Here is a 21,366-nt window from a genome sequence, read left to right on the forward strand (position 1 = left end):
GTGTATCGATCGCGAGCGAGTGTGGAAACTCGGTCCGCGACCGATGAGTTCAGTAGTCGGGGCCGGTCTGACCCGGTGACAGCCGAACTACCCGAACGGCACCTGTGTCCCGAGGAGATCCTGATGTCCGAGACCACCACCCCCGCCACTTCCGAGACCACCGCCTCCGACGGGGCCACCTCCGCCACCGGGAACGACGCCGCCAGGCCCCGCGGCCGCCGTCTCCACCTCGCGCTGCTCACCCTTCAGGTGCTGCTCGCCCTGTTCTTCGCGTTTGCGAGTGCGCTGCCCAAGCTGATCGCGCATCCGTCGGCGGCCGAGTCCTTCGACAAGCTCGGCTGGGGCGCGGGCGGCATGTACACCATCGGCGCCCTGGAACTGGCCGGAGCCATCGCCTTGCTGATCCCGGTGCTGTCCTCGGTGGCGTCCGTGGCCTTCGTCGCGCTGATGATCGGGGCGTTCATCACGCAGATCGTGGCCTTCGACGGCCAGTACGCGGCTACACCGGTGATCTTCATCGTGCCGTTCGCCCTCATCGCCTGGGCGCGCCGTCGGCACAACGCCGACCTGCTGCGCCTCATCACGCGACGCGCGCGGGCGTGAGCAGACCTACTGTCCGGTGGGCGGCCCGCCAGGGCCGCCCAGCCCACGCAGTCGCTCCATCTCGCGGCGGTCCCGCTTCGTCGGGCGGCCGGTGCCCCGGTCGCGTACGCCTGCCGGGGCGACGGCCTCGCGAGGCGGAGGCGGCGGACTGTTGTCGACATAGCACTCGACGGCGACCGGCGCACCCACACGCTTGCGGATGACGCGCTTCACCACGACGATCCGCTCCCGCCCCTCGTGCCGGAGCCGTACCTCGTCGCCGACGCGCACACCGTGGGCAGGCTTCACGCGCTCGCCGTTGACCCGCACATGTCCGCCACGGCATGCGGCGGCCCCCATCGACCGGGTCTTGACCAGGCGTACGGACCAGATCCAGCTGTCGACGCGCACGGATCCCTCACCGGCGGGGCCCGCCGCGCCGTCCGCAGCCCCTGAAGCCATGTCTCGACCAGCCATGTGTCGACCTTAGTGCCCCGTGGCGGTAGGCCCGGACCCATTTTCTCCGCATATCCCTGCTCTCTTCGCCTCCGCGTATCTCTGCGCCCTGCGCGTACCTCCGCGCGCTTACGGTGGAGGTGTGCGCACCCTCGCCGAGCTTGATGCCGCCCTCACCGAGTGCCGTGCCTGCCCACGGCTGGTGGAGTGGCGCGAGCAGATCGCGGAGACCAGGCGTGCGTCCTTCGCGGACTGGACGTACTGGGCGCGCCCGGTTCCGGGCTTCGGCCCGCCCACCGCGTCGCTGCTGGTCATCGGCCTGGCGCCGGCCGCGCACGGCGGGAACCGTACCGGCCGGATGTTCACCGGAGACCGTTCGGGCGATGTGCTGTACGCGGCGCTGCACGACCTCGGCCTCGCCTCCAGCCCCGACGCCGTCTCGCGCGACGACGGGCTTACTTTGCGGGGAGTCCGCGTCACCGCACCCGTGCACTGCGCGCCCCCCGCCAACAAGCCCACGCCCGAGGAACGCGACACGTGCCGGCCGTGGCTGGTGCGTGAGCTGGAACTGCTGCGCCCGCATCTGCGCGCGGCCGTCGCACTCGGTGCCTTCGGCTGGGACGCCGCGCTGCCGGCGTTCGGCGCGGCCGGCTGGGCCCTGCCTCGCCCCCGCCCGGCCTTCGCGCACGGCGCCCGCCTGACCCTGCCGGGCGCGGACGCCGGCCCCCCGCTCGAACTCTTCGGCTGCTTCCACGTCAGCCAGCGCAACACCTTCACGGGAAAGCTCACCCCCGGCATGCTGAGGGACGTGCTCCAGACGGCCGCCCAGGTGGCAGGCCTGATGCCGGAAGGGCCACCGGGTGCGGGAGCGGCGGGGCGCCCGGACGACGCAGGGGCGGGGTCACCTCGTATGGAGTAGTAGATCGGGCTGCTCCGGACGGCTGTTTCTAGCGTGGGGGCGTGAAAGAGACCAAGACCACCGCCCCCTCGGTGGCCGAGGGTGGCCCGACGACTGCTCCCTCCGCGGCCGCGTACCGGAATCTGATCATGGCCACGATCGGGTTCGGGCTCACGTTCTGGGCCTGGAACCTGATCTCGCCGCTCAGCGGGGACTTCAAGGACAATCTGGGCCTGAGTTCCTTCCAGCAGTCGCTCCTGGTCGCGATCCCGGTGCTCGTCGGCTCGCTGGGCCGCATCCCGGCGGGCGCGCTCACCGACCGCTACGGCGCGAAGCTGATGTTCCCGCTGGTCACGGCGCTCACCATCATTCCGGTGCTGCTGGTCATCCCTGCCCGGGGCAGCTACGGGGCGATGCTCGTCGTGGGATTTCTGCTCGGCCTCGGGGGCACGACCTTCGCGATCGGCGTTCCGCTGGTCAACTCATGGTTTCCGCCGGCCCACCGGGGCTTCGCGCTCGGCGTCTTCGGCATGGGCATGGGTGGTGTGGCGCTGTCCGGATACTTCACGCCGCGTATCGCCAAGCAGGGCGAGACCCTGCCGTTCATCGTGGTCGCCATCGCGCTCGCCGCGTTCGCCGTGCTCGGTGCGTTCCTCATCACCGACCGGCCCGGCCGGCCGGTGCCGACCACCTCGCTCGGCACTCGGCTCGGCCAGGCGGGGCGGCTGCGGGTGACCTGGGAGCTGTCCGCGCTGTACGCGATCGGGTTCGGCGGAATCGTCGCGTTCGGTGTGTACCTGCCGACGTATCTCAAGACGTGGTACGGCCTGAGCGCCACGGAAGCCGGTACCAAGGCGGCCGGATTCGCCCTCGTCACGGTCGTCTTCCGGCCGATCGGCGGATGGCTCTCGGACCACATCCACCCCGCGATCGTCACCTGCGTCGCGCTCGGTGTCGTCGCGCTGTTCGCCATCGTCCAGTCCTTCGACCCGGCGCTCTATCCGGTCGGCACGCTCTGCTTCCTGCTGATGGCGGCAGGCCTCGGCACCACGAGCGGCAGTGTCTTCGCGCTCGTCTCCAGAGTCACGCCACAACCGCAGGTCGGCTCTGTCACCGGCATCGTCGGCGCGATGGGCGGCCTCGGAGGCTTCGTTCCGCCCCTCGTCATGGGCGCCATCTACAGCGCCAAGGACTCGTACTCGATCGGCTTCATGCTGCTGTCCGACCTGGCGCTCGCGGGCTGCGTGTACGCGTACGGGCGGATGAGAAATGTGCAGGCGACCCAGCCTTAGCGCGGGCTAGTGTGCCCGGATGCCTCTCTATCCGGACATCGAACCGTACGACCACGGCATGCTCGACGTCGGTGACGGCAACCACGTGTACTGGGAGGTCTGCGGCAATCCGCGCGGCAAGCCCGCCGTGGTGCTGCACGGCGGGCCGGGCTCCGGCTGCACGCCGTACTTCCGCCGTCTCTTCGACCCGGCCGCGTACCGCATCGTCCTTCTCGACCAGCGCGGCTGCGGCCGTTCGACACCGCACGCGAGCGCGTACGACACCGACATGAGCGTCAACACGACGGATCGTCTGATCGCGGACCTGGAGCTGCTGCGCCACCATCTCGGCATCGAGCGGTGGCTGGTGTGGGGCGTCTCGTGGGGCTCGGTGCTCGGTCTGCGGTATGCGCAGACGCACCCGGGCAGTGTGTCTGAGCTGGTCCTCACGGGTGTGGCCACGGGCTCGAGTCCCGAGGTGGCGCTGCTGACGCGCGGCCTCGGGCAGGTCTTCCCCGAAGCGTTCGCCCAGTTCCGCGACCACGTGCCGGAGGGCGAGCGCGACGGTGATCTCGCGGCCGCGTACAACCGGCTGCTGGAGTCGCCCGACGCCGAGGTGCGGGAGAGGGCCGCCCGGGCCTGGACCGACTGGGAGACGGCGATGGCGCCCGCACCGCCGCGCTCGGTCCCGCGCTACGAGGACCCCGTCTTCCGCGCCGCCTTCGCCCGCATCGTCGCGCACTACTTCGCGGGCGACCACTTCCTCGGCGAGGGCAACGAGAAGGGCGTCGTCCTCCGCGACGCCCCGCTGCTCAAGGGCATCCCCGGCACGCTGGTCCAGGGCAGCCTCGACTTCGGCAACCTGCTGGGCACCGTGTGGCGGCTGCACCACGCCTGGCCGGACAGCGAGTTGATCGTCGTGGACGACGTGGGGCACAACGCGGGAGCGCCCACTGTCGCGGAGGCGCTGGTGGCGGCCACGGACAAGTACGCAGGCAAGGGCTCGGAGACGGAGGCGTAGGCCGTCACGCAGGCCGACCGAGGTTGCGCCGACCCCTAGAACGGGGTCGGCGCGCCCCACCGCCCACCATCACGGCGGATGCCGGGCTCAGATGGTGAACTCGCTCAGCAGGCCGGAGTACTTCTTGGGACGCGGTGCGGCGTATTCGCCCTGTTTGCCGGTCCGCAGGCCCAGGGCGACCAGGGACTCGACGAGCTTCACGGCGGCTGTCACACCGTCGATGACCTGTACTCCGATCTCCTGGCTGAGCGCGGGGCCCAGCGGGGCCATACCCGCGCAGCCGAGGACGACGGAGTCGCACCGGTCCTTGGCCACGGCCTCCCGGCACGCCTCGGTCAGAACCCTGACCGTCTCCGGGGAGGGATCGTCGAGATCGAGTACGGGGATCTCGCAGGCATACACCCCTCGGCACGCCCGTTCGAAGCCGTAGCGTCGCGTGAGCTCCCAGGTGTGCCCCACTGTTCGGGACAGGGTGGTCACCACGCTGAAGCCGCGTCCGAGGAGGGTGGCGGTGTGCATCGCCGCCTCGGCAATCCCGACCACCGGCCCCGCCGCGAGCTCCCTCGCGGCGTCCAGACCGGGATCCCCGAAGCACGCGATGACGTAGCCGTCCGCGCGGTCCGCCGCTTCCGCCCCCGCCGACTCGCCCGCGGCGATCTCGGCGAGGACTCCGGGCACGGCCAGAGCCTCGTCGTAGTGGCTTTCGATGGACTCCGGCCCCATGCTCGGGCTGACGGCGGTGATCACCGTGGTCGGCGCCGCCGCCGCCCGGGCCTGGCGGCCGATGCTCTCGGTCATGGCCCAGCTGGTGTTGGGGTTGATGACTCGGACACGAGTCACGGAGCGGTCACCTGCGCCTCATCCCCGGCCTCGGCGGGCGGCGTCACGATGATCCGCGGGGAGCGCCGCTCCAGCGCGATGAACATCACGAAGCCGAGGGCGCAGCCCAGGAACCAGCTGTAGTCGGCGATCTCCGTCAGGTCGACCGTGGTCAGCTTCAGGTCGAGCAGCATCTTGGGAACGAGGACGGAGGCGACCGTCGGCACGCCACTGAGGATCGTCGCCCAGACCGCGTTGGGGTTGTAGCCGCCCTTGAACCAGTAGCGGCCGCCGGGGTCGCGGGTGAACAGGGCGTCGACGTCGACCTGCTGACGGCTGATCACGTAGTAGCCCGCGATCAGGATGCCGAACAGCGGTCCGATGAGGGCGCCGAGCAGGCCGAGGGTGTAGTGGATGGCGTCCGGGTTGCTGTACCAGTTCCACGGGGTGAGGATCACCGAGCCGACCGCGGCGATCATGCCTCCGGCGCGCCAAGTGATCTTCTGGGGGCTGACGTTGGAGAAGTCGAAGGCCGGGGAGATGAAGTTGGCGACGATGTTGATGCCGATCGTCGCGATGACGAAGGTCAGCCCGCCGAGCAGGATCGCGAACGTGGTGTCGATCTGTTCCACGGTGTGGATCGGGTCGGTGATGAGCTTGCCGAAGACCGGCACGGTGGCCGAGGCGGTGATCACGGTCAGGATGGAGAAGAAGAGGAAGTTGACCGGGAGGCCGAGCAGGTTGCCCCTCTTGACCGCGGCGAAGGACTTTCCGTACCGCGCGAAGTCGCCGAAGTTGAGCATGGGCCCGGAGAAGTACGACACGACCAGGGCGATCGCGCTCAGCATGACCGGGATGGACGCGCCGAAGTCGAGGTGCTCGCCCTGCGAGAGGTTGAGGCTGATGTTGTCCCAGCCGGCCTCGCTGACCAGGTATCCGGCGAGCACGAGCATGACGACGTAGACGGCGGGGCCCGCCCAGTCGATGAACCGGCGGATCGATTCCATGCCGCGCCAGAAGACCGCGGCCTGGGCGACCCAGAGGATGGCGTAACAGAGGTAGCCGAGCAGGGAGAGCCCGAGGAACGTGGTGTCGTTCAGCGAGGCGGACCAGCCGGGCCAGAACTTCATGAAGATGATGCTCAGCGACTGCGAGGCGAGGTAGGTCTGCACGCCGTACCAGGCGATCGCGATGGCGCCGCGGATGATGGCGGGGATGTTGGCGCCGAGCACACCGAAGATGGCGCGGTTGATGACCGGGTAGGGCACGCCCGTGACCTGGCTGGGCTTGGCGACCAGGTTGCAGAACACCTGGACGATGAGGATGCCCGCCAGCAGGGCGAACAGCACCTGCCAGCTCGCCAGGCCGAGGGCGAAGAGGCTGCCCGCGGTGACATAGCCGCCGACGCTGTGCACATCGGACATCCAGAAGGCGAAGATGTTGTACGAGGACCAGTTCTGCTGCTTGATGGGCGCCAGGTCCTCGTTGGTCAGGCTGGGGTCGTAGTGCGGCTCGTGGCCCGACGGGGTCGGCTCGGCCTGCCGGACGGGCGCTTCTATGTGGTCGGTCATGACAGCTCCAGGGCGTCGGACTCGGGGAGGCTGGGGTGGAGCGACCGCCTTCGAGGGGGGAGGGCTGGAGTAGCGTGGCGGCGGGACTTCAGGCACGATCGTTAAGTGGACACTTAACAGCTGTGGCGTTCGTTAAGCTAGCCCTTTACGCCCGGAACTGTTTTTCGGCCATGTAAACAATGGGTCGCATTTGGGGGAGACGAGCCGTGACCGCCAAGATGCCGGATTCCGGCACCAGCACCGACACCGGCGCCGAGGCGGTGGCGACCGGGCGTGCGGAGATCGAGGCGATCACCAATGAGCGCCTCGGAGAACGGCTGCGCGAACTCCGGCTCCGCTCCGGGAAGTCGTTGCGTGCTCTCGCCCGCGAACTCGGCATCTCGGCCAGCGCCGTGTCCCAGATCGAGCGGGGCACGATGCGCCCCTCGGTCAGCAGGCTCATCGCCATCGTCTCGGCCATCGATGTGCCGCTCGCCGCTGTCTTCGACACCTCGGAGACCGGCGAGTACACCGCGACGGACGAGGGCGGCGTACCGGAGCCGCCCGTGGAAGGCTTCGCCGTCCGGCGTTCCTGGGAGGTGGCCCCCGTGTTCCTCGACGGCGGCGTCGTCTTCCGGCGGCTGTCACCCGTGCCCACGCCCGACGTCGAGTTCTTCGAGTCGACGTATCCGCCCGGCTCCGTCTCGAACGTGCACCGGCAGTTCCTCAAGCACGAGGGCTACGAGGTGGGGACCGTCACCCAGGGAGAACTCACCATCGAGTTCGAGTCCGAGACGGTCACCCTCGGCGCCGGTGACTCGATCACCTACCCGTGCCAGCGGCCGCACATCGTCAGCAACAGGTCGGAGACCGCGACGGCCGTCGCCACGTGGCTCATCATCCACCGCTGAGCGGGCGCCGGATAGCGGTCGCTTCCGCTTTCCTCACCGCCGCCGAGCGTGACTGCTACGCCGGCGCCGAGATGTGAACCGGTTGTTCTTGTGGGCGCCGTAGAGGTTCGACCGCGGCCGCGGTGGCGCGTGGAAGCGGGACGCGCCCGAGGCGCGTTGGAAGTTCGGTTGGCGCGTGGCCTCGGGTTACGTGTGTCGCGAGGGGTGCTCTGCGTAGGCGGGCGGATACTCGGCGCGAGTCACCGGGATAACGTGGGCGTCGGCTGGAGCGGCGACGAGCGACAAGGGGGCTCGGTGGACGCGGAGTTGAGTGCACTGGCGGCAGCGGGGGCGACGGCGCTCGTGCAGCAGATGGTGACCGACCGATGGCCGCAGGTACGCGACCGGGCCGTCGCGTTCTTCTCGCGGCGGCGCGGCGGCGACCAGGCAGTGATCGAGGGCGAGCTCGAGGCCTCGCGTGCCCGGCTTGTCGCGGCACGCGGCGCCGAGGACCAGGACGCCGAGGCCGCCGTACAGGCGGAGTGGCGTAACCGGCTGCGGCGCACTCTGCGTTCGGACCCGGCGGCCGCCGCCCAACTGCGGGCGCTGCTCGATGAGTTGGGTCCCGTCCCGTCCGCGCAGCGGCAAGTGGCCGTGCACAATACGATCAAGGGTGGCGCGCAGCACCGCACCGCGATCCAGGCCGGATCGGTAGGAAACCTGACGATCGGCACGCCCCGGCCACCCACCACACGCTGAATGACGAAACCTTTCTCGATCACATAGCGGACCACCTCGCCGCCCTCCCCACCGTGCGCGCCGTGGCCCTCGGCGGCTCCCGCGCCCAGGGCACCCACCGGCCCGACCGCGACTGGGACTTCGCGGTCTGCTACCGCGGCGACTTCGACCCGCCGGCCTGCGGGCCCTGACCGCCATCGGCTGGCAGGGAGGGTCTCCGAGGTCGGCGGGTGGGGCGGCGGCGTCTTCAAAGGCGGCGCCTGGCTGACGATCGACGGGCGGCGCACCGACGTGCACTGCGATCTCGACGTCGTGCGTCGCTGGGGGAGCGTCCCGAGGCGATCGCCGCGGCTCTGCGGAGTGCGCCGACCTCCCGGTTGTTCGGCCGGTCGGCATTTCGGCCGTTCTCAGGATCCGGGACAGACCAGGACCCGGGAACACACACGAGCCGCGTACCGCTGTCACATTACGGAAATGGTCACGTCCCGACCCCTTCAAAACCATCCCCTATGGTCGGACCGACAGCCCAGGCCGAAGTCGTCCGAAGGCGCACCCCGCCCCCGCCCGACAGGAGCCCCGTGCACGTCCCCGCCCGTTTCTCCTCCGCAATCCCACCCTGGCTCGCCCATGCCCTGCGCGCCCAGCGCGGACCGGTGCCCTGGAGCGCCGTCGTCCGTGGCGCGCTGGCGGCCGGGCCCCTCCTGCTGGCAGCGGTGCTGTGGGGGCGGCCGTCGGCCGGTGTCGTCGCCGCGCTCGGGGCCATGCTGGCCGGGATCAACGACCGGCGGGGGAGCAGGCGTTCCGCCGTGCAGCGACTCGGAGTACCGGCCGTCGCCGGGGCGTGCGGGCTGCTCATCGGGTCGTACGGCGGGGCTTATGCGGAGGGGGCCGACGGACGGGCGGGCGCCGTCGCGCTGACCGTGGTGCTCGCCGTGCTCGGGCTCGTCGCGGGTGCCGTCAGTGCCGTGGGGCCCGTTGCCTCCGCGGCCGGGACGCAGCTGCTGGTGGCCGCTGCGGTCGGTGCCGGGATGGAGCTGCCTGAGCCGGGGTGGCAGCGCGCCCTCTGCTACCTCGTGGGCGCGGGCTGGCTGATCGCGCTGCGCCTGCTGCTGCCGTCGCCAGGGGTCCCCGGCACCGCCGGGTCCTTCCGCTTCGACGGTGAGCGCACAGCCGTCGCGGACGTCTACGCCGCAATCGCCGACCTGCTCGAGGCGGCCGGAGGGCCCGACGCCCTCGCCCGCCGGGCCGCGCTCACCGCCGCCCTCGACCATGCCCAGGACGCCCTGTCCGGGCCGCGTCTGCGGGCCAGGCCCGGCTCGTCGGCCGAGCGCCGGCTGCACGCGCAGTACCTCGCCGCGCTCCCGCTCGCCGAGGCCGCGACCGCGCTCGCCTGGGCAGGCCGGACCCTTTCCGCCCAGTCTGCGGAGGGCCCGCGCAGGCTGTCGGCCGCCGTCCGCAGCGGGGAGCCCAGCGGTCCGCTCCCCGCGCCCGCCCGCTACGACGCCGGGCTGCGCGCCCTCGACGACGCCCTGCTGCACGCGGCCGAAGCCTTCGACAGCGGCACAGGGCACGTTCCGCGGCGCAAGAGCCGGCTCCTGCCCGCCGCCCGCAAGGCCCTGGGACCAGGGGGCCGCGAGTACGGCGTGCGTGTCGCCCTCTGCCTGGGGGCCAGTGCCGCCGTGGCGCAGGCCCTGCATCACGTGCACTGGTACTGGCTGCCCGCCACCGCCGTCTTCCTGGTCAAGCCCGACCTCGGACCGCTTGCGTCGCGCGTCCTGTGCCGAGCCCTCGGCACCGTGCTGGGCGCCGCGTGCTTCGCCGCCTTCGCCGCGCTGCTGCCCTCGCCGTACGGGCTCGTCGGCCTGGTGGCCGTCTGCGGTGCCCTGATCCCGGTGGCCACCCGGCACTTCGCCGCACAGACCGCCGTCGTGACCGTCCTCGTGCTCGGCCTTGTGATGGTCGGTGGCGAACCGCAGGCAGCCTGGAGCCGCATCGGGGAGACGCTGCTGGCCTGCGCGATCGTGCTGATCGTCGGGCATCTGCCACTGCCGGGGCACGGCGGGAGCGCGGTGCGGACCCGCCTGGCGGCCGCCATGCGTGCCGCGGACGCCTATCTCGGCCATGTGCTGAGCGGCTCCGAGGACCGTGCGGTCCGCTGGGCGCTGCGCCGCGCGGCCTACCGTTCGCTCGCCCAGGCACGCGCAGCCAGCGAGGTCTCCGCCGCCGAGCTGCCCACGCTGGCCCGGCACGCGGCGGGCGCTGCGGAGATCGCGGCCATGCTGGAACTGATCGTGGACACCGCGACGGCGTGCGCTGTGCACCTCGACGACACCGGCCGCTTGCCGGAGCAGCATGCCCGGCACCTGACCGCGCTGTGCGCAGACCTCGCCGAGCTGACCCGGCAGAAGGAGCTGGCGGAGTCCCGCGCCCGGATCACGACGGCCTGATGGGTTGGCGCGGGCCCACCGCTTCCCGCTCGGCGGCTTGGCGCGTCGGCGCGGTCCCCATCGCTTCCCACTCGACGGCCTGAGCTCGACCGATCCTGATCGGACACTGACCGTATAGGGGTGCTCACGGTACGAGAGTGAACCCTGAGTACATTTGGCGTTTCAACTAGGTTTCAGTACCGTCACGTCGCAGACCGAACAGGCTCGCGATGCGTTCTAGTTCCTGAACGGTCCTCGAAGGTGTGGGCCGGGCATGAGAACAGGAGAGTGCGGTGAACGGACGCTTGGTACTGGAGCGCTTTCCGGCCGGTGGCCCGAGGGGATCCTGGCCGGCGGAGGAGTTCGCGCACTCACTCCGCTTGAAGGGGCAGCCCGCGGAGGTCGTCATGGATCTGGCGTCGGACGCCTTCCTGGTGGTCGTACGGCCACGGGAGGCCTCGGAGTAAGCCGCGGCCGGTGCGCCGGGCGGCGTACAGCGGCTCCTGTCCTAAGCGGTGACCGGGCGCGACCATGCAGGCCTCGCCCCCGTGACCTGGCACACGGCGAGATAGAGCGGGATCGGCGGGGTGTACACGACGGATGTGCCGTCCGGGCGGTGGATCAGCCCTGGTTCGGCGCACATGTCCGGCATCACCGCTCCGGTGGCGTACTGCACGGGCGCGGGCCACTCCATGGCGACGTCGGAGTCGGACGGTACGAGCCACCACCAGTGCGCGCCGTCGCCGTAGACGCACCCCGCCCGCGGCAACCGCGCCAGCAACTGCTGCCCGTACGCCGCCGGCACCGCGACCGCGTCGCAGCCCAGAGGTGCCGACATTCCGGACGGAACGGTCAGCCGCAGCGGCGGCACGCGGAGGGGCGGCCGCCGACGTGCCAAGCCGGTCAGCGTGTCGATGGACAGTGCCCGGAGCCTCGTCACAGCCATGCGGTCCCCGTCCCGCGGGTCCCGTCCGTCTCGGCCCCCGTCCCGCGGGTCCCGTCGGTCTTGGCCCCCGTCCCGCGGGCAGCGTCGCTCCTCCGCGGCAGCTCCGCCCATACGAGCAGCCCGGGCGCCGCTTCCTGAGCCCCCCATGCGCTGCTCACGGCCTCGACGAGGAGCAATCCCCTCCCGTGCTCCTCCTCGGGCCGCTGCGGAGACGGGTGCGGCTCGCCGGGGGTGCATCCCTCGTCGCGCACCGATATGCGGAGCCGATCGGCGGCGTCGTGAAGCTCGCACACGATCACCTGGGACGCGGTGTGGACCAGTGCGTTCGTCACCAGCTCGGAGACGACCAAGGCGGCCGCCTCGCAGGTGTCCTCGCCGACGGACCAGCCGGTCAGCCGGGTGCGCGTCAGCCGTCGGGCCTGCCCTGCGGAGCGCGGATGCACTGCCAGTTCGAAGCTGAACCGGCGTCCGGAGGGCGCGCCGACATGCGCCCCGGCGGGTATCCCGGGGCTCGCTTCGGCGCTTGTTCCTAATGGCGCGGACATAGTCACGCATGCAACTATCTCCCCGCCCTGAACACTTGGCAAGAGCCACTCTGGAAAGTGCAGAGTGCAGTGTGCCCTGGTGGAGGGCCATGGCACACTTCTCGCAACGACCCGCCGGGCGGGCCCACTTGGCATGGTTTCATGCGGCTTGTCCCAGTGCCGCTGTGCGGATTTTCGGCCAGTTGGGCTGTGGGGACTGTTGTCGGGCTACTTGGGACCGGAGAGAGGTGCAGCGTGAGCGAACCGCGTTCCGCCCCGACGGTCGGGCAGGTCGTCCTCGGCCGACGCCTCCAGGACCTGCGGGAACGGGCCGGTCTCAAACGCGAGGAGGCCGCCCGCATCCTGCGCGTGGCCCCGGCCACCGTCCGCCGGATGGAAACGGCCGAGGTCGCGCTCAAGATCCCGTATCTGCAACTGCTGCTGAAGTCCTACGGAGTCCCCGACGGCGAGGCCGACGCGTTCGTCACGCTTGCCGAGGAGGCCAACAGGCCGGGCTGGTGGCAGCGGTTCCACGACATCCTGCCGGGCTGGTTCAGTATGTACGTCAGCCTGGAGGGGGCAGCGAGCCTCATCCGCTCGTACGAACCGCACTTCGTCCCCGGGCTGTTGCAGACCGAGGACTACACCCGCGCCGTCATGCGGTCCGGCGCGATCGGCCAGACCCGGCCTGACGACATCGACCGCCATGTGGACCTGCGGATGCAGCGTCAGCACCTGCTCACCCGTGAGGACGCCCCGAGGCTGTGGGTCGTGATGGAGGAGACGGCGCTGCGCCGTCCCGTCGGCGGCCCCGAGGTGATGCGGGCGCAGGTCGACCGGCTGCTCGAGGCCATGCAACTGCCCCATGTGACGCTGCAGATAGCCGAGTTCGCGTCCGGACCGCACCCGGGCACGTACGGGCCGTTCGTGCTCTTCCGCTTCGCCATGCCGGAGCTCCCGGACATGGTCTACAGCGAGTATCTGACCGGTGCGGTCTATCTGGACGCGCGTGCCGAGGTCGCCACGCATCTCGAGGTCATGGACCGCATGGCGGCTGGGGCCGCAACAGCAGGACGCACTAAGGAAATCCTCCGGGATTTCCGCAAGGAGCTCTGAATGGACCGGATCAAGGCCCGGATGCGCGCCACCGACGGCATCCGCCGTGTCGATGGTGGGCGGATCTACAACGGCATGCCCGCCCGCGAACTCGGCACCGAGGGCTGGCACAAGCCGTGGAGCGGCGGCAACGGCGGCAACTGCGTGGAGGCCATGAAGCTCTCTGACGGCAGGGTCGCGGTGCGCCACTCGGCCGACCCCGACGGACCTGCCCTGATCTACACACCCGGCGAGATCAACGCGTTCATAGAGGCCGCCAAGGCCGGAGAGGCGGACTTCCTGCTGTCGTGACCGTCCGGTTCGTCCATTCTCCCGGCACCGTGAACCGTACCGACCGTCCTTACGACTCATGGAGTTACTCATGACCGGGCAAGATGCCGTGGCCGGGCAAGGAACTGCTGCCGCGGGGGAAGCCACGGCCCCCGGAAAGACCCGCAGATCGACATGAGCAAGCCACATCCGGCGCGCATGTACGACTGGTTCCTGGGCGGCAAGGACAACTAGCCCGTCGACGTGGAGATGGCCGAGCAGCTCGTGGCTCTGGAGCCGCGAGTGCCGGTCATTGCGCGCGTCAACCGGTCGTTCATGCAGCGCGCCTGCACTGGCTCGCCCTGCAGGGAGTACGCCAGTTCCTGTCTGGGTGGCGTGCGCGGGGCTGCGTGCGTGCCGCAGGCAGCCGCCGTGCCCCCGGTCGCTGCTCCTAGAGTCGCCGTGCCCCACGGAGGCGAGGTGAGGCGGGGCGGGCGTCAAGCCGTGAGCGGGCGGTCGTACGGACCTATCGGGGACGGGAGGCGTTCCGAGCCCGTCAGATGGCGGTCCACGGCCGCCGCCACCGCGCGGCCCTCGGCGATCGCCCAGACGATGAGTGACTGGCCGCGGGCCGCGTCCCCTGCGGCGAAGACACCCGGGACGTTCGTCGCGAAGCCCGCGTCCCGCGTGATCGTGCCGCGCTCGTCGAGGGCCAGCCCCAGCTGATCGATGAGCCCGTCCCCGCGGTCGGGCCCCGAGAAGCCGAGCGCGAGAAGGACCAGGTCGGCCGGGAGCGTACGCTCCGTGCCGGGCTTGGGGCGGCGCGCCGCGTCCACCTCGACGAGGTGCAGGGCTCGTACATGCCCGGCCGCGTCTCCCGTGAAACGGAGCGTGGATGCCGCGAAGAGGCGTGCGTCCGCATCCGCTGCCGGCGCGGTGGCCAGGTCCCTCGCCTCCTCATGCGCGGCAGACAGCCGGTAGATCTTCGGGTACGTCGGCCAGGGGTCCGTCTCCGTCCGCTCGGTCGCCGGCTGCGGATAGATGTCCAGCTGGGTCACGGACGCCGCGCCGTCGCGTACCGCCGTGCCCAGGCAGTCCGCCCCGGTGTCGCCGCCGCCGACGATCACAACGTGCTTGCCCCTGGCGGACAGCGGCGAGACGTCGAGATCGCCCTCGCACACCCGGTTGGCCAGCGGCAGATACTCCATGGCCTGGTGTATGCCGGTCAACTCCCGCCCGGAAACCGGCAGTTCGCGCCACGCCGTGGCACCGACGGCAAGCACCACCGCGTCGTACTTCGCCCGCAGCTCATCCGCCCCGATGTCCCGCCCGACCGCCGTGCCCGCCCGGAACTTGGTGCCCTCCGCCTCCATCTGGCCGAGCCGCCGCTCCAGGTGGTGCTTCTCCATCTTGAACGAGGGGATGCCGTACCGCATCAGCCCCCCGATACGGTCGTCCCGCTCGTACACCGCGACGGTGTGCCCCACGCGCGTCAGCTGCTGCGCCGCGGCGAGCCCGGCAGGGCCGGAACCGATGACCGCGACCGTCCGGCCCGACAGCCTGTCCGGGGGCCGCGGCGGTGTGAGCCCGTCCTCCCAGGCACGGTCCGCTATGGCCGCCTCGACGTTCTTGATCGTGACCGCAGGCTGGTTGATCGCCAGTACACAACCCGCCTCGCAGGGGGCGGGGCAGAGCCGCCCGGTGAACTCCGGGAAGTTGTTCGTGGCGTGCAGCCGCTCGCTCGCCGCCCGCCAGTCCTCGCGCGAGACCAGGTCGTTCCACTCCGGGATCAGATTGCCCAGCGGGCAGGCGTCATGGCAGAACGGTATGCCGCAGTCCATGCAGCGGTTGGCCTGCAGGCTGATGATCGGGAGCAGGGCGCCGGGGACGTAGACCTCGTCCCAGTCCCGGACGCGCTCCTCGACCGGGCGCCGCGGCCATTCCTGGCGGGAGGTCGTGAGGAAACCTTTGGGATCGGCCATGGCCGTCTCCCTTGCCTACCGGGGGGACAGCGTCTTCCCGCCACCATACGTCGCGCGGCCGCCGTACGTCGCGGCGTCGTCCGCGGTGTGCGTCGTGCGGTGGTGCCCGGTGTGCGTCGCGGCGTCGTCCGCGGTGTGCGTCCTGCGGTGGTGCCCGGTGTGCCGCGCGGCTCGTCAGCCTCGTCAGACGGTGAGGGCCAGGACGAACGAGGCGCTCGCGGCGAGCGACGCGACACTGCGTATGTGGTTCCACATGGTCCACTCGGCCACATACGTCCGCCAGTAGTCGGCGCTCTCCGCCGCCTCCGGATCAAGCTTGGCGAGCGCATCGTTGCGCGGGACGTTTGCCGCGATCGTCACCCCGAAGGTACCGGCGAGATACAGCGCGCAACCCAGCAGCAGCTCGACCGTGCCCTCGTCCGGCCACAGTACGACGGTGACCACGGCCAGCACGGCGCACAGCCCGGCCGCACCTATGAACAGCACCATGAAGGCCGGGCGGACCGCCGTCACGTTGATCGCCTTCATCGCGGCGATGCCCTGAGCGGGAGGGAGCGCGGCGAGCCCCTTCATCACGAAGGTGGAGAAGGCGACGAAGACTCCGGCCACCAGTCCGCAGGCGAGCGCCCCCAGCAGAGTGAGCACGAAGTACGGTCCCTGGATCATGTCGACTCCCATATCCTTCAGGGTTGTTGGGGTGCATCCCGGCGTCGGGTGGAGGTACTGCCGGTGAGCCGCGAAAGATCCTGTACCGCGACCCCCGTCACCACAAGTTGAAATTCCATACGGGGTCCGTCACAGACCAGGGCAGAGGGAGGCGGCCGTCGGGTCCACCGCCGCACTCGCAGGTCAACCGCATTCGGCGCTCCCTTACACGGCCTTACGGCCATACGTCCTTACACGGCGGCTTCGCTCCCCGTATCTCCGGCCATGCCGGTAGCCGTGCCCGTAACCATGCCCATGCCCATGTCCGTGCCCATGCGCGCGCCTATGCCCGCGCCTATGCCCGTGCCAGTGTCCGTAGCCGTACCCGCACGCCACGCCCGAAGCGTCGCCTCCACCGCCGGTCCGATCCTGCGACGTGCCTCCTGCCGCGGCACGCCCGTCATCAGCAGGCCGTCGTACGGCGTGTCCGTGTGCCGTACCGCTGCCGCTACCGCCGCCGTCACCGCGGCCTCGGACAGTGCTCGGCCCGCCGCACTGCGACCGACTCGGCCGCTGCCCCGCACCGATGCGTGAGCGGCGATCGCCCGTGCCCGGTCGGGCGGGCAACCGGGGAAGAGCCGGCGTATCTCCTCCGCGAACGCCGCGGTGAAGCGCACGTCCTCCGCCTCCCGCCGTTTCGCGTCACGCGCCCGACGCCGCGCCCGGACCTCCGCATCCGCCAGACAGCGCTCCTCTGCCCGCGCGAGCGCGTCTTCCTCGACCAGGAGGCCCTGCCGCTCGTACCGCCCCTGCCGTCGGTTGAAGCGGACGACGACCGCGTACAGCGTGCTGCCCTCACGAGCCCGACGCGTCAGCGCGGTGTCACCGCGCGCGAGGAACACCAGATGGCCGAGGTCCGCACAGTCGAGGCACCGGGGCACGCCGCCCTCGAGCACGAGAAGCGACAGCGGTCCGCCACGGCACTCCGCACAGTGCCGCCGCCGCTTCACGGACTGGAAGACGAGAGGCCCACCGGGGCCCTGGAGAGTGGGGGAGGTCGCCATACGCGCTTCATTCCCCTTGCGGTTCTCACTGCCTACCGTGGACCTGCCGTGGTCGGGCGGCGGAGGTCCGAGTGCCCGACGGGCCGCCGACGGAGGCGCGGCATGATGGAGCGTGTGCGACTCGAAGCGATCACCTGGGAACGGCTCGGCGACTCGCTTGCCGACTGGCTGCTCGACCTGAAGCCCCACGACGGGAGCTCCTGGCCGCGGGTCGCCTTCGACGGAGCCCCGGCCGCCCGTCCCGGCGACCTTGCCCAGCAGGTCGCCGACGTCCTGCGCGCCCGGGGCCGGGCCGCGCTCGTCGTCGGCACCGAAGGGTTTCTGCGGCCCGCGTCGCTGCGGTTCGAGTACGGGCGCGAGGACGTGGACGCCTACTACGGCGGATGGTTCGACACGGGCGCGCTGTGGCGGGAGGTCTTCGGGCCTCTCGACCCCGGCGGCACCGGTCGTGTGCTGCCCGATCTGTGGGACGCGGTCGCCGACCGGGCGACACGCAGCCCCTACGTGAAACTCCCGCCAGGTGGCATCCTGTTGCTGCACGGCCCCCTCCTCCTGGGTCGCTGGTTCCCTTTCGATCTGACCGTTCATTTGCGGCTGTCGGCGGGCGCGCTCCGGCGGCGCACGCCCGAGAACGAGCACTGGATGCTGCCGGCCTTCGAGAGGTACGAGTCCGAGGTGGACCCGGGCGCGGCGGCCGACGTCCTCGTACGAGCGGACGACCCACGACATCCGGCTTGGAACGGCTGAGAGCAGCCCCCTACTGCTCAACACTCCTGAATACTGCTCAACGCTCCTGAAGGCATGCCCACGGGGTGATTGCGGACCGTTCCCCGTCAGTCGGGTCCTGCCGACCGTCCGCCGTCACTCGACTCCGTGCCGACCCTCCGCCTTCACAGCCAGCCGCTCCGCCGGAACGCGCGGTACAGGACGAGACAGGCCGCGGCGGTCACCGTCACGACGAGCGGGTAACCGAACCGCCAGTGGAGTTCGGGCATGTGGTCGAAATTCATGCCGTACACCCCGCAGACCATCGTCGGCACCGCGATCATCGCCGCCCAGGCCGTGATCTTCCGCATGTCCTCGTTCTGAGCCACCGTCACCTGCGCGAGGTGGGCCTGAAGGATCGAGTTCAGCAGTTCGTCGAAGGCGGCTATCTGCTCCGCCGCCCGCAGCAGGTGGTCGGAGACATCCCGGAAATAAGCCTGTATCTCCGGGTCCACCACCCGTATGGGCTCCGTGGCGAGTACCTGCACCGGCCGGCTGAGGGGAACCACGGCCCGCTTCAGCTCGAGCAGTTCACGCTTGAGCTGATAGATGCGCCCGGGATCAGCACGCGCCCCGGTCTCGGCGAACACATCAGTCTCGACCTGGTCGATGTCGGCCTGCACCGCGTCCGTGCAGGCCAGGTAGTCGTCCACCACATGGTCGGCGATCGCGTGCAGCACCGCCGCCGGGCCCTTGGCAAGCTGCTCCGGTGCCGCCTCCAAGCCCTCGCGCACCGGTCCCAGCGAGCCGTGCCTGCCGTGACGGACCGTGATGACGAAGTCCCGGCCGACGAAGACCATGATCTCGCCGGTGTCCACCACCTCGCTGGTCGCGGTCAGTTCGGCGTGATCGACGTAGCAGACGGTCTTGAACACGGCGAAGAGCGTTTCGCCGTATCGCTCCACCTTCGGGCGCTGATGGGCGTGGACGGCGTCCTCCACCGCCAGCGGGTGCAGGTCGAACAGCTCCGCTATCCCCGCGAACTCCCGCTCAGTGGGCTCGTGCAGACCCAGCCACACAAAGCCGTCGTCGGCCTTGCGGACGAGCTCGACCGCCTCGACCAAGTCGCGGCCTCCGGGCTGGCGGGTGCCGTCCCGGTACGTCACGCAGTTCACCACCGCGGAGCCCAGGGGGGAGCGGGCGGGGTGACTCAGATCGACACGCGGGCGTCGCCGCGCCAGGCGCGCCACCTTCCGGAGGCCGCCCACTGTGCGGAGACTGCCCACCTTCCGCAGGTTGCCTGCCATCGACATGCGGAGCTCCTTGCGCTGGACCCGATGACTTGACGAGCCAGTCTGCCAGGATGCACCACACTCGGTGATTGGGCTGTGGGAACGGAATGATCCGCTTCGGAACGTGACTGTCAACTGCATGGGGCGAACCAGGCAGACTGTAATGATCAGCGCATGACGCAAACTGACGGACATTTCGTCGACGGCAGGCGGGCACCGACAGAGACACAGACGCAGAGGCAGCCCCCGACGCAGGCGCCGACGCCGACGAAGACCGAGGCCGGGCGGCGATTCGACGCCCTCGCCGCCCTGTTCGACCCCACGACGTTCCGGCACATCGAAAAGCTCGGCATCGGTCCGGGCGGGCGTTGTTGGGAGGTCGGGGCCTACGGCAACTCCGTGGTCACGTGGCTCGTCAAGAAGGTCGGGCCCACCGGGAGGGTCCTCGTGACCGACACCGACATCTCCCGGGTGGCATCGGCGGCCCGCCCACCTGTCGAGGTGCGGCGCCACGACGTGGGCGCGGAGCCGCCGCCCGACGAGAGCTTCGACCTCGTGCACGCCCGGCACGTCCTGGTTCATGTGCCGGACCACGCACGGGCGCTGCAGTCCATGGTCAAGGCCCTGCGGCCCGGCGGACACCTGCTCGTCGAGGACACCGACCCGGCCTTGCAACCCCTCCTCTGTCCCGACGAGCACGGGCCCGCCCAGGAGCTGGCGAACCGGCTGCGCCAGGCATTCCGTGCGCTGCTCGCCGAGCGCGGCGCCGACCTCTCGTACGGCCGAAGGCTGCCCCGGCTGATGCGCGAGGCCGGGCTGCGCCAGGTGGAGGCGGACGTCCACTTCCCGCTCGCCTCGCCGGCTTGCGCCGAGCTGGAGACCGCGACCGTCCAGGAAGTGCGCGCCCATCTTGTCTCCGCCGGACGTGCCACCGACGAGGAGATCGACCGACACCTCATGAATGTGGCCGCCGGCGAGATGGACCTCGCGACCGCGCCGATGATCTCCGCCTGGGGACGTAAGGCACGAAAGGCATGAGAAAACAGGCGCCGGGCGGTGCGCCTACCGCCCGTGCGCCGACAACCCCTGCCCCAAAACCGATCCCTCCTGAGCCCATCCCTCCTGAGTCGATGCTTCCGGAGCGGGACGCTCCGGAGCCGTACCCTCCGGAACCGGTCCCTGCAGCGCCGAGTCATCCGGAGCGGGTCCCTGCAGCGCCGAGTCATCCGGAGCGGGTCCCTGCAGCGCCGACTCGTCCGGCCTGGCGTCCACCTGCTGCACCGACCGTGCCCCCGCGCGGCATCCCTCGATGGCCGCCGTCTCTGCCTCCGCGCCCTTGAGCAGGGCAGCGAGGAACGCACCGGTGAAGGCGTCGCCGGCGCCCGTCGTATCCCGTGCGGTGGCGGGCACCGCGGGAATCCGGGCCCGTACCGCTCCCGCGCGCGCCACCACTGCGCCCTCGGCGCCCCGCTTGACCACGACGAGAGAGAAATGACGGCTCAACTCGGCTGCCGCGTCCACGTCGTCCGGCACGCCGGTGAGCCACCGCGCCTCGTCCCCGCTGGGCAGCAGTACGTCGATGCCCTGGGCCAGTTCCAGAAACCGGTCCACTCCCAGCTCGCGGAGAAAGCCGGCCGAGGCTGGGTCCATGCTCACCGGCACCCCACGCGCGCGTGCCGACGACACAGCGGCCTTCACCAGGGCCCGGCTCGGCCTGGAGAAGCACAGGTAGCCCGACAGATGCAGCCGCGCGACGCCGTCCAGCAGCGACGGTGACCAGTCGGCAGGCGAGAGCCGTAGGGACGCCCCGCTGTCCGTGAGGAAGGTGCGCTCCGCAGATGCGCCCGCGTCGACCAGACAGATCACCGTTCCCGTGGGCGCCTCCGGATCCACGACGAGGCGGGGACGCACCCCCGAGGCCGTCAGGGCCCGCTCGTGCCACGCCGCGGATTCGGCACCGACCCGTCCCAGCAGCCGTACGTCCGCGCAGCCCCAGCGGGCCGCCCAGCAGGCGACATTGGCGCCCGCGCCGCCCGGCAGCGTCCGGATCGTCGCCGCCGTGTCCGTGCCGGGGGCGAGCGGCGCGTGGTGCCGGGCCACGACGTCCGTGATGACGTCGCCGACCACCAGCAGCGCACCCGGCGCACTCTGCTTCCCCAGCGCGCTCGGATTCTCCGGCACCACCGGCGCAC

Annotated in this window: 21 protein-coding genes and 3 pseudogenes; 14 read left to right on the forward strand and 10 right to left on the reverse strand. The window is 70.7% G+C overall.

Going from position 1 to position 21,366, the window contains the following annotated elements; genetic code table 11:
• The first annotated feature begins 123 nt into the window (after positions 1-123).
• Complete coding sequence (locus tag H1D24_RS21140; RefSeq protein WP_181659206.1) at positions 124-603, forward strand: DoxX family protein; 480 nt, start codon at positions 124-126, stop codon at positions 601-603.
• A gap of 6 nt (positions 604-609) precedes the next feature.
• On the opposite strand, the gene H1D24_RS21145 is transcribed toward H1D24_RS21140, so the two are convergent.
• Entirely contained in the window at positions 610-1,059 is a 450-nt protein-coding gene (locus H1D24_RS21145) for an RNA-binding S4 domain-containing protein (RefSeq protein ID WP_181659207.1), read from the reverse strand.
• Positions 1,060-1,180: 121 nt separating this feature from the next.
• Between H1D24_RS21145 and H1D24_RS21150 the strand changes: the two genes are divergently transcribed.
• The 3 genes from H1D24_RS21150 (at position 1,181) to pip (ending at position 4,228) form a co-directional block, all read left to right on the forward strand.
• Positions 1,181-1,957, forward strand: coding sequence for a uracil-DNA glycosylase (locus tag H1D24_RS21150; RefSeq protein ID WP_181659208.1), 777 nt, complete (start codon positions 1,181-1,183; stop codon positions 1,955-1,957).
• A 128-nt stretch (positions 1,958-2,085) separates the two neighbouring features.
• A complete protein-coding gene (locus H1D24_RS21155) occupies positions 2,086-3,228 on the forward strand; it encodes an MFS transporter (protein ID WP_181659405.1) in 1,143 nt (380 codons plus the stop codon).
• 19 nt (positions 3,229-3,247) lie between these two features.
• Complete coding sequence (gene pip, locus H1D24_RS21160) at positions 3,248-4,228, forward strand: prolyl aminopeptidase (protein WP_181659209.1); 981 nt, start codon at positions 3,248-3,250, stop codon at positions 4,226-4,228.
• A gap of 87 nt (positions 4,229-4,315) precedes the next feature.
• On the opposite strand, the gene H1D24_RS21165 is transcribed toward pip, so the two are convergent.
• On the reverse strand, positions 4,316-5,068 hold the full coding sequence (locus H1D24_RS21165) for an aspartate/glutamate racemase family protein (RefSeq protein ID WP_309484402.1): 753 nt from the start codon (positions 5,066-5,068) through the stop codon (positions 4,316-4,318).
• Positions 5,065-6,618, reverse strand: a complete 1,554-nt coding sequence (locus tag H1D24_RS21170) for an NCS1 family nucleobase:cation symporter-1 (protein ID WP_181659210.1) — start codon at positions 6,616-6,618, stop codon at positions 5,065-5,067. Before H1D24_RS21170 ends, H1D24_RS21165 begins: the two co-directional genes overlap by 4 nt.
• Before the next feature lie 206 nt (positions 6,619-6,824).
• Here H1D24_RS21170 and H1D24_RS21175 point away from each other — a divergent pair, with 206 nt between their 5' ends.
• The 5 genes and pseudogenes from H1D24_RS21175 to H1D24_RS21195 all read left to right on the forward strand — a co-directional run bounded on the left by H1D24_RS21175 (position 6,825) and on the right by H1D24_RS21195 (position 11,118).
• Complete coding sequence (locus tag H1D24_RS21175) at positions 6,825-7,508, forward strand: helix-turn-helix domain-containing protein (protein WP_220137028.1); 684 nt, start codon at positions 6,825-6,827, stop codon at positions 7,506-7,508.
• 294 nt (positions 7,509-7,802) lie between these two features.
• A complete protein-coding gene (locus tag H1D24_RS21180; RefSeq protein ID WP_181659211.1) occupies positions 7,803-8,246 on the forward strand; it encodes a hypothetical protein in 444 nt (147 codons plus the stop codon).
• Positions 8,243-8,540: pseudogene (locus H1D24_RS21185) on the forward strand (nucleotidyltransferase domain-containing protein); the annotation flags it as partial. The gene H1D24_RS21180 and the pseudogene H1D24_RS21185, both read left to right, overlap by 4 nt.
• Before the next feature lie 263 nt (positions 8,541-8,803).
• A complete protein-coding gene (locus H1D24_RS21190; RefSeq protein ID WP_309484403.1) occupies positions 8,804-10,672 on the forward strand; it encodes an FUSC family protein in 1,869 nt (622 codons plus the stop codon).
• A 272-nt stretch (positions 10,673-10,944) separates the two neighbouring features.
• A complete protein-coding gene (locus H1D24_RS21195; RefSeq protein WP_181659213.1) occupies positions 10,945-11,118 on the forward strand; it encodes a DUF8839 family protein in 174 nt (57 codons plus the stop codon).
• Between the two features lie 41 nt (positions 11,119-11,159).
• Here the strand turns inward: H1D24_RS21195 and H1D24_RS21200 are convergent, their stop codons facing one another.
• Both H1D24_RS21200 and H1D24_RS21205 read right to left on the reverse strand, forming a co-directional pair.
• Positions 11,160-11,597 carry a hypothetical protein gene (locus tag H1D24_RS21200; RefSeq protein WP_181659214.1) on the reverse strand — a complete coding sequence of 146 codons (438 nt, stop codon included), beginning with the start codon at positions 11,595-11,597 and terminating at the stop codon, positions 11,160-11,162.
• Positions 11,588-12,142 (reverse strand): ATP-binding protein, encoded by a 555-nt coding sequence (locus H1D24_RS21205; protein WP_181659408.1) that lies wholly within the window; start codon positions 12,140-12,142, stop codon positions 11,588-11,590. Before H1D24_RS21205 ends, H1D24_RS21200 begins: the two co-directional genes overlap by 10 nt.
• Before the next feature lie 234 nt (positions 12,143-12,376).
• Between H1D24_RS21205 and H1D24_RS21210 the strand changes: the two genes are divergently transcribed.
• From H1D24_RS21210 to H1D24_RS21220, 3 genes and pseudogenes are all read left to right on the forward strand, one after another.
• Positions 12,377-13,237 carry a Sco1979 family transcriptional regulator gene (locus H1D24_RS21210; RefSeq protein WP_181659215.1) on the forward strand — a complete coding sequence of 287 codons (861 nt, stop codon included), beginning with the start codon at positions 12,377-12,379 and terminating at the stop codon, positions 13,235-13,237.
• A complete protein-coding gene (locus H1D24_RS21215; RefSeq protein ID WP_181659216.1) occupies positions 13,238-13,528 on the forward strand; it encodes a DUF397 domain-containing protein in 291 nt (96 codons plus the stop codon).
• 153 nt (positions 13,529-13,681) lie between these two features.
• Positions 13,682-13,872: pseudogene (locus tag H1D24_RS21220) on the forward strand (SAM-dependent methyltransferase); the annotation flags it as partial.
• 111 nt (positions 13,873-13,983) lie between these two features.
• Here the strand turns inward: H1D24_RS21220 and H1D24_RS21225 are convergent.
• The 3 genes from H1D24_RS21225 to H1D24_RS21235 all read right to left on the reverse strand — a co-directional run bounded on the left by H1D24_RS21225 (position 13,984) and on the right by H1D24_RS21235 (position 17,177).
• Positions 13,984-15,468, reverse strand: coding sequence for a glutamate synthase subunit beta (locus tag H1D24_RS21225; RefSeq protein ID WP_181659217.1), 1,485 nt, complete (start codon positions 15,466-15,468; stop codon positions 13,984-13,986).
• Between the two features lie 183 nt (positions 15,469-15,651).
• The gene (locus H1D24_RS21230) at positions 15,652-16,134 is read right to left on the reverse strand and encodes an anthrone oxygenase family protein (RefSeq protein ID WP_181659218.1); all 483 of its coding nucleotides are present in this window, start codon (positions 16,132-16,134) and stop codon (positions 15,652-15,654) included.
• Between the two features lie 230 nt (positions 16,135-16,364).
• Positions 16,365-17,177 carry a DUF2293 domain-containing protein gene (locus H1D24_RS21235; protein ID WP_181659219.1) on the reverse strand — a complete coding sequence of 271 codons (813 nt, stop codon included), beginning with the start codon at positions 17,175-17,177 and terminating at the stop codon, positions 16,365-16,367.
• Positions 17,178-17,282: 105 nt separating this feature from the next.
• Between H1D24_RS21235 and H1D24_RS21240 the strand changes: the two genes are divergently transcribed.
• On the forward strand, positions 17,283-17,924 hold the full coding sequence (locus H1D24_RS21240) for a nucleoside/nucleotide kinase family protein (protein ID WP_181659409.1): 642 nt from the start codon (positions 17,283-17,285) through the stop codon (positions 17,922-17,924).
• Between the two features lie 143 nt (positions 17,925-18,067).
• On the opposite strand, the gene H1D24_RS21245 is transcribed toward H1D24_RS21240, so the two are convergent.
• On the reverse strand, positions 18,068-19,195 hold the full coding sequence (locus H1D24_RS21245; protein ID WP_181659220.1) for a magnesium and cobalt transport protein CorA: 1,128 nt from the start codon (positions 19,193-19,195) through the stop codon (positions 18,068-18,070).
• 153 nt (positions 19,196-19,348) lie between these two features.
• Here H1D24_RS21245 and H1D24_RS21250 point away from each other — a divergent pair, with 153 nt between their 5' ends.
• Positions 19,349-20,212, forward strand: coding sequence for a methyltransferase domain-containing protein (locus H1D24_RS21250; protein WP_181659221.1), 864 nt, complete (start codon positions 19,349-19,351; stop codon positions 20,210-20,212).
• A gap of 219 nt (positions 20,213-20,431) precedes the next feature.
• Here the strand turns inward: H1D24_RS21250 and H1D24_RS21255 are convergent.
• A pseudogene (locus tag H1D24_RS21255) lies at positions 20,432-21,334 on the reverse strand (carbohydrate kinase family protein); the annotation flags it as partial.
• Positions 21,335-21,366 lie beyond the last annotated feature (32 nt).

Source organism: Streptomyces himalayensis subsp. himalayensis, assembly GCF_013778455.1.
Classification (GTDB): Bacteria; Actinomycetota; Actinomycetes; order Streptomycetales; family Streptomycetaceae; genus Streptomyces; species Streptomyces himalayensis.

What these genes read in the sequence shown, in the direction of transcription:
- H1D24_RS21250 (WP_181659221.1), top strand. Translation starts at nt 19,349, where the DNA reads ATGACGCAAACTGACGGACATTTCGTCGACGGCAGGCGGGCACCGACA.
- H1D24_RS21235 (WP_181659219.1), bottom strand. Translation starts at nt 17,177, where the DNA reads ATGGCGACCTCCCCCACTCTCCAGGGCCCCGGTGGGCCTCTCGTCTTC.
- H1D24_RS21200 (WP_181659214.1), bottom strand. Translation starts at nt 11,597, where the DNA reads ATGGCTGTGACGAGGCTCCGGGCACTGTCCATCGACACGCTGACCGGC.
- H1D24_RS21225 (WP_181659217.1), bottom strand. Translation starts at nt 15,468, where the DNA reads ATGGCCGATCCCAAAGGTTTCCTCACGACCTCCCGCCAGGAATGGCCG.
- H1D24_RS21215 (WP_181659216.1), top strand. Translation starts at nt 13,238, where the DNA reads ATGGACCGGATCAAGGCCCGGATGCGCGCCACCGACGGCATCCGCCGT.
- H1D24_RS21145 (WP_181659207.1), bottom strand. Translation starts at nt 1,059, where the DNA reads ATGGCTGGTCGAGACATGGCTTCAGGGGCTGCGGACGGCGCGGCGGGC.
- H1D24_RS21230 (WP_181659218.1), bottom strand. Translation starts at nt 16,134, where the DNA reads ATGATCCAGGGACCGTACTTCGTGCTCACTCTGCTGGGGGCGCTCGCC.
- H1D24_RS21240 (WP_181659409.1), top strand. Translation starts at nt 17,283, where the DNA reads ATGGAGCGTGTGCGACTCGAAGCGATCACCTGGGAACGGCTCGGCGAC.
- H1D24_RS21170 (WP_181659210.1), bottom strand. Translation starts at nt 6,618, where the DNA reads ATGACCGACCACATAGAAGCGCCCGTCCGGCAGGCCGAGCCGACCCCG.
- pip (WP_181659209.1), top strand. Translation starts at nt 3,248, where the DNA reads ATGCCTCTCTATCCGGACATCGAACCGTACGACCACGGCATGCTCGAC.
- H1D24_RS21155 (WP_181659405.1), top strand. Translation starts at nt 2,086, where the DNA reads ATGGCCACGATCGGGTTCGGGCTCACGTTCTGGGCCTGGAACCTGATC.
- H1D24_RS21140 (WP_181659206.1), top strand. Translation starts at nt 124, where the DNA reads ATGTCCGAGACCACCACCCCCGCCACTTCCGAGACCACCGCCTCCGAC.
- H1D24_RS21245 (WP_181659220.1), bottom strand. Translation starts at nt 19,195, where the DNA reads ATGTCGATGGCAGGCAACCTGCGGAAGGTGGGCAGTCTCCGCACAGTG.
- H1D24_RS21205 (WP_181659408.1), bottom strand. Translation starts at nt 12,142, where the DNA reads ATGTCCGCGCCATTAGGAACAAGCGCCGAAGCGAGCCCCGGGATACCC.